The organism is Streptococcus parasalivarius (genome assembly GCF_054785155.1).
On record NZ_BAABOB010000005.1, the window covers coordinates 54835 to 69104 of the forward strand.

A 14270-nucleotide genomic window follows, 5' to 3' on the forward strand; every position below is an offset into this window, starting at 1 on the left:
ATGGGAACTATTTTTAAGTATATTTCAAAAACTAAATTATTTTTTTATCTATTATTTTCGCTACTATATTCCTTACAAGGCTTACTTACTTCATTTCTCATACAGGTAGCAGGAAAAGTTGATGTAAATGACAATCGAATGATCCTAACATTTGGATTAAGTGGAGTGTTATTATTTGTCTTTATATACGCTTGTATGTATGTAAATAATATCCTAGCACGAGCAATCATTGAAGATTTTAATGTGCTCATTTCTAAAAAAGCTATTGAGAAGTTCTATCAAAGAACATTGCAATACAGTCCATCAGAATTAAATTCCTTTTTAGCACAAGATATTCTAATGTTTTGGCAAGAGTATCTGGTCCCGCTCATTATTTATCCTATCTTTGGACTATCTATTCTAGCTTCTGTGTCCTATCTTTTGATACAACATATCCAACTAGGTCTGATGTTTACAGTTGGGGGATTTTTAATGATTATACCCCAGTTTATCTTTCATAAGATGTTGAAGAGACGGGGGGAGGAATTAAGTAAAGCTAGAGAAAACAGTATGGCTTCTATCACAGATTTTACCAAAGGAATAGATACTATTCGTAGTAATCAGGCCAGCCATCAGTTTTCAGCCCATGTGTTGGATGCTATCAAAAACACTGAAAGGAAGCAATACCATTATTTTATAAGTCATAATTTAGTCATGTTTTGGACAGGACCTCTCAAAGGTATAGGGCTAGTTATCCCTCTGATGATAGGCTTATTTTTGATGAGAACAACCTCTTTAACTCTGACGACATTACTGGCCATGATGACGGCCTCGATGAATCTTATTTCTCCATTACAACAATTGCTAGAAGGTACTTCTAGTCTACAATCATCCACAGCTATTAGAGATAAGGTAGTTTCTATTTTACAGTTAAGTGATGGATTTACTGACGTAGAGGAAAAAAACGTTGAAGGAAGAAAATTATGTATTGATATTGATCATTTAAGTAAATCATTTGGAGAAAAAAATCTCTTTCAACAGTTATCTCTTAATATTCCTTTTGGGAAAAAGGTTTTACTGACGGGAGCAAGCGGTAGTGGAAAATCTACTCTGTTTAAACTTTTAAGCGGTGAAGATACTGAATTTTCAGGAACTATTTCTTTTGAAAGTGAGAATGGAATGTCTTTTAAGCCATCGTATGATTGTGTATCAGTCATTCATCAAAAGCCTTATATTTTTAACGGTAGTTTAAGAGATAATGTAACTCTCTTCCAAGATTTTTCAGACAGTAGTATAATAGATGTGTTACAGAAAGTTAATCTTCTTAAGGAAGTTGGCAATAATCTTGAACTACACCTTGATGGACAAAATTTATCAGGTGGTCAAATGATGAAATTGGAACTTGCCAGAGCTTTGCTTAGATTGAAGCCCATTCTACTTGTTGATGAGGTAACAGCTTCATTGGATGATACGAATGCAAAAGAGATTCGACAGCTTATTTACTCTCAAGATTGTACAATTATTGAAATTGCTCATAAATTCAATAAAGATAATTATGATGAGGTTATTAAGTTAGAAGATTATAGATTTCGTGATTAACACAGAGTTCAAATTGAAATACAATCCAATATATTGCATTTGATAATCAGTTGTATTGAAAATAAAATACAGATAGAATTCTGCAAGTGTCTGATACTATGCTATTTTAGACTAATTGAAAGCTAACTTTTTATTTTCCCCTATTCAATCAAACTCAATCAGTTTTTTTGAAAAAAGAGATAGAATTCTGTGAGTGCTTGATGCTGATGCTACGCTGTTTTTAGCCCAACTGAAACCCATACTTTCCAACCCAAATGTTACTATTTGTAAGTAAAAGAACAAATAACAAAAAGAGGAGCTTCACACTAAAGTTCCTCTTCTTTTAAATATCCGAATCATTATTTTTATTTCAAAAAAGGTAGTGAAAAAGGTAGTGATTCGGTTGATTTCTATTGCAATGTAGTGAAATTTGAAATTTCAAAAATCGCTTAAAATCAAGGTTTTTAACGTCTATTGACGTGTAGTGAACCCCTATTTCACCTCAGTAAAGATTACGTGTTTACGCAATTTTGGTGAGTATTTTTTCAATTGAAGACGGTCTGGAGTGTTACGTTTGTTTTTTGAAGTAAGGTACAAGCGTTCACCAGATTCTTTGTGTTCAAGTGTAATATTTACGCGCATGGTATCTCCCTTCTATTATTTAGTTGCGTTAGCTTTAGCGATTTTACGTCCTTTGTAGTATCCTTTAAGTGATACACGGTGTGAACGTGAGTAATCTCCAGTTGTTTCGTCAAATTGTACTGATGGAGCAGTCAATTTGTAGTGTGTACGACGTTTGTTTTTCTTCGCTTTTGAAGTGTGACGTGCAGGTACTGCCATTTCTTTATTTCCTCCGAATTAATATTTATGTTCTTGATTTTAAATCAACTATAACAGAATAACATATCTTTTTTGTAAAGTAAAGTTGCTTGACAAAAAAACTTGCCAAGAAAAGATATAGTTAAAAACTATATTTTGCGATAACAAATATATATTTCACAGCTATAACAGCAAGTGCTAGAATAGGCTTATTATTACATTAAGTGAAAGCATAAAAAGGAGTAAATAACTATGAGTAAAGTTCATTATCATTTTGATCATGTTGGTTCTTACCTTCGTCCACAAGCTTTAAAAGAAGCACGTGAAAAATTTGCCAATGGTGAGATTTCGCAAGAAGAATTGTTGAAAGTACAAGATGAATTGGTTAAGGAATTGGTTCATCATGAGGTAGAAAATGGTCTTCAAGTAGTTTCTGATGGTGAATTTGGTCGTTCTTGGTGGCACCTTGATTTCCTATGGAACCTAACTGGTTTTGAAGCTTACCAACAAGAAGATTCATATAAATTCCACGGAGCTAAGACACGTACAACCAACGTTCGTATCAATGGTAAGATTGCCGAAAATCCTAATCATCCTTTCTATCGTGACTTTGAATATCTTAAATCAGTGACTCCTGAAGGAATTACTCCAAAAGTAACTATTCCAAGTCCATCACTCATCATTAACCGTGACCACCGTAGTGATCTTTATGCAGATTACTATGATTCATGGACAGATTTTCTTGATGATTTGGCAAAAGCTTACCATGATACCATCCAACATCTCTACGATTTGGGTGCACGTTATGTGCAGTTGGATGATACGACTTGGGGTTATTTGATTCAACAGTTTGAGAATGAAAAAAATAATCCTGAGAAAACAGCTGAGTTGGTAAAAATTGCTGAGGATGATGTATACACTATCAATAAAGCCTTGGAAGGTCTTCCAGAAGATTTGACTTTGGCTACTCATATTTGTCGTGGAAACTTTAAATCAACTTATCTTTTTGAAGGTGGCTATGATTCAGTAGCTAAATATCTTGGGAAATTGAATTATGATATCTTCTTCTTGGAATACGATGATGCGCGTTCAGGTAGCTTCGCACCACTTCCAACGATTTGGAATAACCGTGACCATGTTGAATTGGTGCTTGGTGTGATTACTTCTAAGGATCCAGCTTTGGAAGATGTAGATGCTGTCATCGCTCGTATTCATGAAGCGGCTGAGCTTGTACCACTTAAGAACCTTGGTATCTCAACTCAATGTGGTTTTGCATCAACTGAAGAAGGCAATATCTTGACTGAGCAAGACGAGTGGAATAAATTACAATTGATTAAAACAATTACTGATAAAGTTTGGTCATAATAGAAAAATGTAGAGGACAGGCTCAGCTTGTTCTCTCTTTTTATGAATATAGAAAGGAAGTGTCATGAATTATCAAGAGATAGGGCCGAAAATTTTAAAAGCTGTAGGAGGAAAGGAAAACATTCATAATCTAACTCATTGTGCTACACGTTTACGTTTTACCTTAGCAGATGATTCTAAAGCTGATGATAAAGTTGTTCAAACTATCTAAGGTATTGTGAGTTTGGCTAAGAGTGGTGGCCAGTATCAAGTTGTTGTTGGGAGTGATGTACCAAATGTATACCGTGCTTTGGAAGGCTTATTAGACCTAGATGAAGTGTCTAAGGAATCATCGGAAAAACAAGACAGAACTCCTCTTCAAAGCTTTTTAGCCCTTATTTCTGGGATTTTCACACCAATCTTACCGGTAATTACAGCAGCAGGGATGATCAAAGCCGTTTTGTCTCTTTTGGTTGTCTTTAAGGTAGCAGCTGTAGATGATGTTAACGATCAAGTTCTTAATTTTATTGGTGATGCTGAATTTTATTTTTTACCTGTATTTTTAGGTGCTTCAGCAGCTCGATATTTTAAGACAAACACTCAATTGGAGATGTTGATTGGTGCTATTTTATTACACCCAACTTTTACGCCGATTGTGACAACTGCCAAGGAATCAGGTCATGGCGTCTCTTTCTTTAGTATTCCTCTTACATTAACTTCTTATTCATCAACGGTTATTCCTGTTATTTTGGCAGTTTGGTTTATGAGTTATGTGGAGCGCTTTGCAATTAAAATTTCACCAAAGGCTGTTAAATTTTTCTTGGTGCTTATGATTACGACCTTGATCACTGCAATTTTAACACTTTTGATTTTAGGTCCAGTTGGTACTGTCATTGGTAACTGGTTGGGTGATTTCTTTAAGTGGTTGGAAAACTTTGGTCCATGGGTTGTTCCAACAATTGTAGGGGCAACCTTCCCATTAATGGTTACTACAAGAACTCACTATGGCTTAGTATCCATTGGAATTAATAGCCGTATGACTATTGGGTATGATACGATTGCACAGCCAGGTGCTTTGGCTTCGAATGTGGCTCAGGGGGGAGTAGCCCTTGCTATTGCTTTAAAAACTAAGGATACCAATAAAAAAGCTCTGGCTTCATCTGCTGGAATTACTGCAATTTGTGGGATTACGGAACCGGCTCTTTATGGGGTAACTTTGCAAAATAAAGCTGCCCTCATAGGATCTATTGTTGCAGGGGGAGTAGGTGGCTTCTTCCTTGGTATTTTAGGGGCGAGAAATTTTGCAGGTGGTTCCCCAGGTCTCTTGACGATTGCAGCCTATATCGGTGAAGATACACTTAAATATTTTACACAGCTATTGCAGGTCTTGTAATTTCTGTTGTGGTCTCTTTTATTGAGATCTTCGTTCTTTATAAAGAAGATTAATGATTGTGGCAGGCCGAGAGGTCTGTTTCTTTCTTACGTTGAAAAAACCTCTACCATTTCCCAAAAGCTATGTAAATTATGATAGAATAGAGTGATTATATCTGTAATAACGGAAAAGGAGGGCAGGTCTATTTGAGATCTGTATCATCATTATGAAACTTCAAAAACCTAAGGGAACGCAGGATATTTTACCTGCTGATAGTGCTAAATGGCAGTACGTAGAAAATGTTGCACGTGAAACATTTAAGAAATACAATTATGGTGAAATTCGTACACCTATGTTTGAACATTACGAGGTCATTTCACGTTCAGTAGGTGATACAACTGACATCGTTACTAAGGAAATGTACGATTTTCATGATAAGGGAGACCGTCATATTACACTTCGTCCAGAAGGAACAGCACCGGTTGTACGCTCTTATGTAGAAAATAAACTCTTTGCGCCAGAGGTTCAAAAACCCGTTAAAGTTTATTATATTGGATCAATGTTCCGTTATGAACGTCCTCAAGCAGGACGCTTGCGTGAGTTCCACCAACTTGGTGTAGAGTGCTTTGGATCAAAAAATCCAGCCACAGATGTTGAAACCATTGCTATGGCCTACCAACTCTTTAATACGCTTGGCATCAAGGAAGTTACCCTTCATTTGAATAGCCTTGGAAATACTGAGAGTCGTCTGGCTTATCGTCAGGCCTTGATTGACTACTTGACACCAATGCGTGATACTTTATCAAAAGATAGTCAACGCCGTTTGGATGAAAATCCTTTGCGAGTACTCGATTCAAAAGAAAAAGAAGATAAGGTTGCAGTTGAAAATGCACCCTCTATTCTTGATTATTTAGATGACGAAAGTCAAGCGCACTTTGACGAAGTGCGTGCCATGCTCGATAATCTTAACATTCCTTATGTGATTGATACTAATATGGTACGTGGTCTTGATTACTACAACCACACGATTTTTGAATTTATTACCACTATTGATAAGTCTGAATTGACAATCTGTGCGGGCGGTCGTTACGATAGTTTGGTTGAATACTTCGGTGGTCCAGAAACAGCTGGTTTTGGTTTTGGACTTGGTTTAGAACGCTTGCTTTTGGTTCTTGATAAACAAGGTATTGAACTTCCGGTGGAAGAAAGTCTAGATGTTTACATTGCAGTACTTGGTTCAGGTGCTAATGGTAAAGCTCTTGAATTAGTTCAAGCTATCCGCTATCAAGGATTTAAAGCTGAACGTGATTACCTTGGACGGAAGATTAAGGCACAATTCAAGTCAGCAGATACCTTCAAGGCCAAGACTGTTATCACTTTAGGTGAGAGTGAAGTGGAGTCAGGTCAAGTTAATGTCAAAAATAATTCTACTCGTGAGGAAGTTACTGTAAGTTTCGAAGAGCTAACTAAGAACTTTGCAGCAGTCCTCAAACAGTTAGAAAAGTAGGGGACATATGATTAGTATAGTTGATATGCTCAAACGGAGTGAAAAGTTTAGTTTGGCTTTTGATCGTAGTATGCCTATTCGTTTCCAACAACAGTTTTGGCAGTTGATTGCTTTTCTTGATAAGCATGAAATTACTTGGTTTAATGATGAGCCTGCAAGTGATCATGCGATGTGTCAGCAATTACTTGGTCAAGTTTGGCGTCAAGATTGTCAAGATGTAGTCTTGAGTTTTGAAACTCAGGAACGTTATTTGGGATGGCAGGTAGACGAGGAAACTGATGAACTTAGTGTTATCATTGAAGATGTTTACGGTTTCCGCTGGAATAGTTTACTTGACTTAGAAACAGCTGATTATCGTTTTGAAGATTTTGAAGAGTTTGCTGAAGATTACGTGGATACTAGTGATTTGTTGAAACAATTTGGCAAATAGTTTGATAAAAAAGAAAGTCTATTAAAATTCTAACCTGAAATGGGTGGGGTTTTGATGGGCTTTTTGCTATAATAGTTAAGACTAAAAAATTAACGAAAGAAGTGTATTTATGGAACGTTCTATGTATGCCGGACGTGTTCGTAGTGAACACATCGGAACTACTATTACTTTGAAAGGTTGGGTATCTCGCCGTCGTAACCTCGGAGGTTTGATTTTCATCGATCTTCGTGACCGTGAAGGTTTGATGCAGTTGGTTGTTAACCCTGAGAATGCGGATGCAACTGTGGTTGAAACAGCTGAGAGCTTGCGTAGCGAATTTGTTATTGAAGTAACAGGAACTGTTGAAGCGCGTGAACAAGCTAATGATAACTTGCCTACAGGTGCTGTCGAACTTAAAGTTGAAGACCTTAAAGTCCTTAATACTGCCAAAACAACACCATTTGAAATCAAAGATGGTGTTGAGGCTAGTGATGATACACGTATGCGTTACCGCTACTTGGATCTTCGTCGTCCAGAGATGTTGGAAAACTTTAAGCTCCGTGCAAAGGTAACTCATGCCATCCGTAATTATCTTGATGACTTGGAATTTATCGATGTTGAAACACCAATGTTGACAAAATCTACACCAGAAGGTGCTCGTGATTACTTGGTTCCAAGCCGTGTTAGCCAAGGCCATTTTTATGCTCTTCCGCAAAGTCCCCAAATCACTAAACAATTATTAATGAATGCTGGTTTTGACCGTTATTATCAAATTGTTAAGTGTTTCCGTGATGAAGATTTGCGTGGAGATCGTCAACCTGAGTTTACACAAGTTGACTTGGAAACCTCATTCCTTAATGAGCAAGAAATCCAAGATATTACAGAAGGCTTGATTGCTAAGGTTATGAAAGAAACTAAAGGAATTGAAGTTACACTACCATTCCCACGCATGTCTTATGATGATGCCATGAATAACTATGGTTCTGACAAGCCAGATACACGCTTTGACATGCTTTTACAAGACTTGACAGAGGTTGTCAAGGGTGTAGACTTCAAAGTGTTTGCTGAGGCACCAGCTGTTAAGGCAATTGTTGTCAAAGGAAATGCAGACAAATACTCACGTAAAAGCATTGACAAGTTGACAGAGTTTGCCAAACAATTTGGCGCTAAAGGTCTTGCTTGGGTTAAGATGACTGACGGAGTTCTAGCTGGTCCAGTTGCTAAATTCTTGACAAGTATTGAAGAAAAGTTGACAGATGCTTTACACCTTGAAGAGAATGATCTAGTTCTTTTTGTAGCAGATACTCTTGAAATCGCTAATAACACACTTGGTGCTTTGCGTAATCAGATTGCTAAAGAACTTGACATGATTGACAATACTAAGTTCAACTTCCTTTGGGTTGTCGATTGGCCAATGTTTGAGTGGTCTGAAGAAGAAGGACGCTATATGTCTGCTCACCACCCATTTACTTTGCCAACAGAAGATTCTGTAGCAGAGCTTGAAGGTGATCTTTCCAAGGTTCGTGCTGTGGCTTATGATATTGTCTTAAATGGTTATGAGCTTGGTGGGGGTAGTCTACGTATCAATCATAAAGACCTACAGGAACGTATGTTGAAAGCCCTTGGCTTCTCTGAAGAATCAGCCTACGAGCAATTTGGATTCCTTCTTGAAGCTATGGACTATGGTTTCCCACCACATGGTGGTTTGGCTATCGGTCTTGACCGTTTTGTTATGCTTCTTGCAGGTAAAGATAATATCCGTGAAGTGATTGCCTTCCCTAAAAATAATAAGGCATCAGATCCTATGACTCAGGCTCCAAGTCTTGTGGCTGATAAACAGTTGGAAGAACTTGCCCTTCATGTAGATTTAGAAAATGAATAAAGCACCTCTTCATAAACATGTTAAATTTGTAGCGAAAAAGTCTGCGAAGAGAATGGGCGTTTTGCAGGCTGTTCGTAGTATTTCCCGTGAAAAGTATACTGAAAAAGTCTCAGCGTCTTTACTTTATGGGCTCTTATCGTCAATCGCCGTTAATTTCTTTTTTCAACCTGGACATGTTTACTCCAGTGGAGCGACAGGTTTGGCACAGGTTTTATCGGCATTGAGTGTTAGAACTTTGGGCTTTGAGATACCAGTATCATTGACTTTCTACGCGATTAATATTCCTCTCTTGATTTTGGCTTGGTATAAGATTGGCCATAAATTTACTATCTTTACCTTCATTACAGTAACGATGAGTTCCCTTTTTATTCAGGTGATGCCACATGTAACCTTGACAGAGGATCCTTTGATTAATGCTATCTTTGGTGGTTTGGTCATGGGAACAGGGATTGGTTTCGGTTTAAAATCTCGTATCTCTAGCGGAGGAACGGATATCGTTAGCCTCACTATTCGTAAGAAAACAGGACGTGATGTTGGTAATATCTCCTTGATTGTCAATGGGATTATCATGGTTTTTGCGGGCATTCTTTTTGGTTGGAAATACGCTCTCTATTCAATGGTTACGATTTTTGTTTCTAGTCGAATAACGGATGCGATTTTCACTAAACAAAAGAAAATGCAGGCTATGATTGTTACAAGTAATCCAGATCCAGTTGTACGAATGATCCAGAAGAAACTCCACCGTGGAGTAACGTTGATTAATGATGCGGAAGGAACATATAATCACGAAAAGAAAGCCGTATTATTGGCGATTATTACGCGTGAAGAGTATACTGACTTCAAGCATTATATGAGAAAAGCAGACCCTAAAGCCTTTGTCTCCATTGCAGAAAATGTACATATTCTAGGTCGTTTTGTTGATCTAGATGACTAATAAAAAAGGAAGTTGACGAATGTTAGCTTCTTTTTTGTTGGAGAGAATTCTTGACGAAATGCTTGCTTGACTTTACAATATCAGTATGATTAGATTTTTAATTCCAACCGCAAAAGAAATGAAGGCCAGTAAGGAAGTTACATCTCAAAAATTATCCAAAAAAAGTGCGGCTATCCTAACTGAAATGGCAAAATTATCCACAGATGAATTGTCCACAGCTTATAAAATAAAGCCTGAGCAGGCTGAGAAAGAAAAGCAGCGCTGGGCTGCGATTTTGTCTGGAGAAGCGAAGAACTATCCGGCTATCGAGCTTTTTAATGGACTGATGTATCGTCACATCAAACGTAGTGACTTATCCACATGTGAAAAAGATTTCTTAGGTCAACAAGTATTTATCACATCTTCTTTTTATGGAATCATTCCCGCTTTTTACCCGATTCAAGAACATCGTCATGACTTTCATACGAAGATTAAGGTTAATGGTCAGTCCTTAAAAAACTATTGGCGTGCTGAATATGATCAATTTTTAGAGGAGAGTCAAGCTCCAGTTGTTTCTTTACTTTCAAGTGAATTTGAGGATGTTTTTAGTCCAACTCTTCGTAAGCAGTTATTCACGGTTAGCTTTATGGAAGACCGCAATGGGGTTCTTAAGACTCACTCTACGATCTCCAAAAAGGCAAGAGGGGCTTTTTTGACAGCTGTTATGGAGGAGAATTGTCAAAGGATTAATGCTTTGCGAAAATTGTCTTTTGATGATTTTAACTATCGTGAGGATTTATCCTCTAACAATGAGCTAGTTTTTGTTAAAATCATTTAAAAAAGTCTGAGTTATCAACTCAGACTTTTTCTTATAGCATATCTTTACGATCGACTTGTTCATAGTTAGTTTGACCGTCATTTAGTTTGTCCCAAATAACGACTGCTCCTTGATCAAGAGATTTTTTGACATCAATAATACGTTGATTAGATGATCCTCTAAACTGGAGCATAAGGTTTTTTTTAGTGATGTCAAAGCGGCCGTCAACGAGAATATCAACGAGTTGAAGAAGTTCTAGTTTATCAGGGGGTTCAAGCATCAACTCCTCCCAAGTATACCCAGTCCAAGACCAGATATCTTTTTCCGGGAGTTCCTTACGAATGCGTTTGACTAGGGGAATGAGAATTCCTGTGTTTAGGAAGGGTTCACCACCAAGTAGCGTGAGACCTTGTACGTAAGGTTGAGCTAGATCCTTCATGATTTGTTCTTCAAGTTCTTTAGTATAGGGAATTCCTGCCTTAAAGGACCAGGTGGCAGCGTTATAGCATCCCTCGCAATGAAACATGCAACCAGAGACGTAAAGGGAGTTACGTACGCCTTCACCATCAACGAAGTTAAAGGCTTTGTAGTCAATAATGCGTCCTTGGCTAAGTTCTTCAGACTTCCATTCTTGTGGTTTTGGTGTATTCCATGTCATGATTCTACTCCAAATCTATCCAATAGCGCTCAGTTTCATGGCGAATGTCCTCCAACTGACCACCGTTGGCTAATATAACAGCTTGGCTAGCAGGATTCTTGATACTACAAGTGACCAGAACACGATGAATATTCTTTTCTTTAGCTATTTGTAAGCCTTGACGGAGAGATTCTTTCGCATAACCCTTTCCTCGTTCGGATGGACGGATAGAGTAGCCGATATGGCCCCCTTTTTCTAGTAAGTAGTCATTTAATCGGAGACGAAGGTTGAGAAAGCCAAGAGCCTGGCCTGCTACGTCAAAACTAACCAGCTGGATAGCAGGAACCCAGTTTTCAGGAATATTGAGTCCCGCTTCCGCTTGAAGATTTTCTTCTAGCCACTCTTCATAAACAAAATTGTCGGGGTTCCAAAATCCACCATCATGAGCAGCTTGTTCCCTTTCAAATTCAACCATCATCTCTAAGACAGCTTCTTTATCTGTTTGACTTGGTCGGCGTAAGATCATATTATTTCTTCTTTCCAGCTTTTTTCAAAAGGGCTTGGACACGTGCTTTTTTATCGTTTTTGACGGTTGCATTTTTTTCGTGGTAACGTTCCACTTGTTGCATGCCTTTATAATCTAATTGATATTTTCCCATTATATTCCTTTCTAAAAATGAAATAAGCAAAGCAGTTGGAAGGTATCATCCAGCTGCTTCTAGTTTATTATAAAAGTATTCTAGGTCTTATTAAAGGTGTTTACCTTCATATTTTATGGTTGAACCGTTCATGTGTTTGACTCGAGCAGAGATTTCTTTGTGGCGTCCTTTAACCATTGGGCGTGCCTGTGGATTTCCTAGATAGCCGCAAGTACGTTTGACAACATCAACTGTTTTAGGATCTGTGTTGCCACAGTTAGGACACATGAATCCACGTTCTGTTGGGGTGAAGTCCCCTTCAAAGTCACACTTGTAGCATTTATCTATTGGAGTATTCGTTCCAAGATAACCGACACGGTCATAAGCAAAGTCCCAGACAGCTTCGAGTGCTTTAGGGTTTTGCTGGAGGACTGGATATTCACAATAATGGATGAATCCACCAGTTGCGCCAGCTTCTGGGTAAGCTTTTTCGAATTCTAATTTTTCAAATGGTGTTGGATTTTTACGAACATCGTAGTGGAAAGAGTTGGTGTAATATTCTTTATCTGTGATATCAGTCACGACACCGAATTTTTCAGTATCCAAACGACAGAAGCGATCAGTCAAACTTTCTGATGGTGTTGAATAAACAGAGAAATGATAATCATATTCGTCAGACCAACCTTCACAAGCATTTTTCATAGCTTTTACGATATTTAAAGTAAATGCCTTGGCTTCTAGATTTGTCTCCCAGTCACTACCATAAAAAACAGATGCTACTTCATAAAGCCCAATATAACCAAGTGATACGGTTGCACGACGATGTTTGAAGAGTTGATTTACATTGTCGAATTTACCTAGACGTTGGCCAAAGGCCCCATACTGATAAAGTATAGGCGCGTTAGCAGGTGTTGCTTCTTTGACACGTTCAACTCGATAGACGAGTGCATCTTTGGCAATTCCCATTCTTTCTTCAAAAATTTCCCAAAATTTATCTTGGTCTCCCTTAGATTCTAGGGCAATTCGAGGAAGATTAAGGGTTACAACCCCCAGATTCATTCGTCCAGAATTAACTTCAACACCATTTTCATCCTTCCACCCCTGTAGGAAGGAACGACATCCCATAGGAGCCTTGAAGGAACCCGTCAATTCAATGACTTTGTCATATGATAGGACATCCGGGTACATACGCTTTGTTGCACATTCAAGAGCTAGTTGCTTAATATCGTAGTTAGGTGAGCTAGGCTCTAAGTTAAGTCCACGTTTTAAGGTGAAAATCAGTTTAGGGAAAATAGCTGTACGGTGTTCGGAGCCAAGTCCTAAAATACGAACTTGTAGGATAGCCTTTTGGATTTCACGCTCAAACCAGCTTGTTCCCAAACCGAAACCTAGAGAGGTAAAGGGAGTCTGTCCATTTGAAGTGAAAAGCGTATTAATCTCATATTCAAGAGATTGCATAGCATCGTAGATATCTTTACGCGTTTTGGCGCGTGCATAATCTTCATGTTTTTCTTCAGCTACCCACTCTTTAGCATCAGCTAAGTGTTTTTTGTAGTTAAGTTCTGCGTAAGGAGCTAAAAACTCATCGATACGGTCTGCAGTACAGCCACCATATTGACTAGAGGCAACATTTGCGATGATTTGTGAAATTTGTGCTGTTGCAGTTTGAATGGATTTAGGACTTTCAACTTCAGCGTTACCAATTTTAAAACCATTTGCCAACATGCCTTTGAAATCAATCAAACAACAGTTGGTCATAGGTGTGTAAGGGCTGTAGTCTAAATCGTGGAAATGGATATCTCCTTTTTGATGAGCATTTGCCACGTGTGGAGGAAGCATCTTAAGTCCTACAGATTTTCCGACAATTCCTGCGGTTAAATCACGTTGTGTATTGTAAAGGTCGCTATCTTTATTAGCATTTTCATGAACAACAGCTTGATCTTTATTAACAAGTTTACTTATGGTGAAATTGATGTCAGTAGCCTGAGAACGCTCAAAATCACGTTTGGTACGATAGTTAATATATTCTTGAGCGATAGTATATTCGTTAGCTTCGAGTAACTCGTGCTCTACAATGCTTTGGATTTCATATATTTTGATATTTTGACTGAAGCGGTCATTGATTTCAGCAACAATACGGTTGGCAATTCCTTCCAACTTTGCTTCAATTAAGGGTGTGATAGGTGTAATAGCCTCACTTGCTTTGAGAATAGCTTCATATATTTTACTTGAATCAAAGACAACCATACGCCCATCGCGTTTGATGACTTTGATATCAGGGTTGATTGTAACCTTTTCTTTTTCTAATGTAATCATCTAAAAATCACCTCGTTACTAATTATAGCACTAGGCAAAAAAAAATCAATATATTGTGG

Annotated in this window: 15 protein-coding genes; 9 read left to right on the forward strand and 6 right to left on the reverse strand. The window is 37.9% G+C overall.

Annotation, left to right across the window (positions count from 1 at the left end):
* Positions 1-1578 carry an ATP-binding cassette domain-containing protein gene (locus tag ACYVQ1_RS05700; protein ID WP_461250131.1) on the forward strand — a complete coding sequence of 526 codons (1578 nt, stop codon included), beginning with the start codon at positions 1-3 and terminating at the stop codon, positions 1576-1578.
* Between the two features lie 471 nt (positions 1579-2049).
* On the opposite strand, the gene rpmG is transcribed toward ACYVQ1_RS05700, so the two are convergent.
* Together rpmG and rpmF are read right to left on the reverse strand one after the other, a co-directional pair.
* Positions 2050-2199 carry a 50S ribosomal protein L33 gene (gene rpmG, locus ACYVQ1_RS05705; protein WP_002262412.1) on the reverse strand — a complete coding sequence of 50 codons (150 nt, stop codon included), beginning with the start codon at positions 2197-2199 and terminating at the stop codon, positions 2050-2052.
* A 15-nt stretch (positions 2200-2214) separates the two neighbouring features.
* Positions 2215-2397 carry a 50S ribosomal protein L32 gene (gene rpmF, locus ACYVQ1_RS05710; RefSeq protein WP_002892130.1) on the reverse strand — a complete coding sequence of 61 codons (183 nt, stop codon included), beginning with the start codon at positions 2395-2397 and terminating at the stop codon, positions 2215-2217.
* A gap of 231 nt (positions 2398-2628) precedes the next feature.
* Between rpmF and ACYVQ1_RS05715 the strand changes: the two genes are divergently transcribed.
* The 8 genes from ACYVQ1_RS05715 (at position 2629) to yaaA (ending at position 10641) form a co-directional block, all read left to right on the forward strand.
* Complete coding sequence (locus ACYVQ1_RS05715; protein WP_461250132.1) at positions 2629-3741, forward strand: vitamin B12 independent methionine synthase; 1113 nt, start codon at positions 2629-2631, stop codon at positions 3739-3741.
* Positions 3742-3805: 64 nt separating this feature from the next.
* Entirely contained in the window at positions 3806-3952 is a 147-nt protein-coding gene (locus ACYVQ1_RS05720) for a PTS transporter subunit EIIB (protein ID WP_417164259.1), read from the forward strand.
* 12 nt (positions 3953-3964) lie between these two features.
* Positions 3965-5113, forward strand: a complete 1149-nt coding sequence (locus tag ACYVQ1_RS05725; RefSeq protein WP_461250133.1) for a PTS transporter subunit EIIC — start codon at positions 3965-3967, stop codon at positions 5111-5113.
* Between the two features lie 205 nt (positions 5114-5318).
* Positions 5319-6599 carry a histidine--tRNA ligase gene (hisS, locus tag ACYVQ1_RS05730; RefSeq protein ID WP_461250134.1) on the forward strand — a complete coding sequence of 427 codons (1281 nt, stop codon included), beginning with the start codon at positions 5319-5321 and terminating at the stop codon, positions 6597-6599.
* A 7-nt stretch (positions 6600-6606) separates the two neighbouring features.
* Entirely contained in the window at positions 6607-7029 is a 423-nt protein-coding gene (locus tag ACYVQ1_RS05735) for a hypothetical protein (RefSeq protein ID WP_002892121.1), read from the forward strand.
* A gap of 109 nt (positions 7030-7138) precedes the next feature.
* Complete coding sequence (gene aspS, locus ACYVQ1_RS05740; protein ID WP_461250135.1) at positions 7139-8890, forward strand: aspartate--tRNA ligase; 1752 nt, start codon at positions 7139-7141, stop codon at positions 8888-8890.
* Entirely contained in the window at positions 8883-9824 is a 942-nt protein-coding gene (locus tag ACYVQ1_RS05745; RefSeq protein WP_461250136.1) for a YitT family protein, read from the forward strand. Before aspS ends, ACYVQ1_RS05745 begins: the two co-directional genes overlap by 8 nt.
* A gap of 85 nt (positions 9825-9909) precedes the next feature.
* A complete protein-coding gene (gene yaaA / locus ACYVQ1_RS05750; protein ID WP_461250137.1) occupies positions 9910-10641 on the forward strand; it encodes a peroxide stress protein YaaA in 732 nt (243 codons plus the stop codon).
* Positions 10642-10672: 31 nt separating this feature from the next.
* Here yaaA and nrdG read toward each other — a convergent pair whose 3' ends face one another.
* From nrdG to nrdD, 4 genes are all read right to left on the reverse strand, one after another.
* Positions 10673-11278, reverse strand: coding sequence for an anaerobic ribonucleoside-triphosphate reductase activating protein (nrdG, locus tag ACYVQ1_RS05755; RefSeq protein WP_461250138.1), 606 nt, complete (start codon positions 11276-11278; stop codon positions 10673-10675).
* Between the two features lie 4 nt (positions 11279-11282).
* Positions 11283-11783: a GNAT family N-acetyltransferase gene (locus ACYVQ1_RS05760; RefSeq protein WP_461250139.1), complete on the reverse strand. Its 501-nt coding sequence runs from the start codon at positions 11781-11783 to the stop codon at positions 11283-11285.
* A 1-nt stretch (position 11784) separates the two neighbouring features.
* Positions 11785-11916: a hypothetical protein gene (locus ACYVQ1_RS05765; RefSeq protein WP_002885877.1), complete on the reverse strand. Its 132-nt coding sequence runs from the start codon at positions 11914-11916 to the stop codon at positions 11785-11787.
* Positions 11917-12006: 90 nt separating this feature from the next.
* A complete protein-coding gene (nrdD, locus tag ACYVQ1_RS05770; protein WP_461250140.1) occupies positions 12007-14211 on the reverse strand; it encodes an anaerobic ribonucleoside-triphosphate reductase in 2205 nt (734 codons plus the stop codon).
* Positions 14212-14270: the final 59 nt, after the last annotated feature.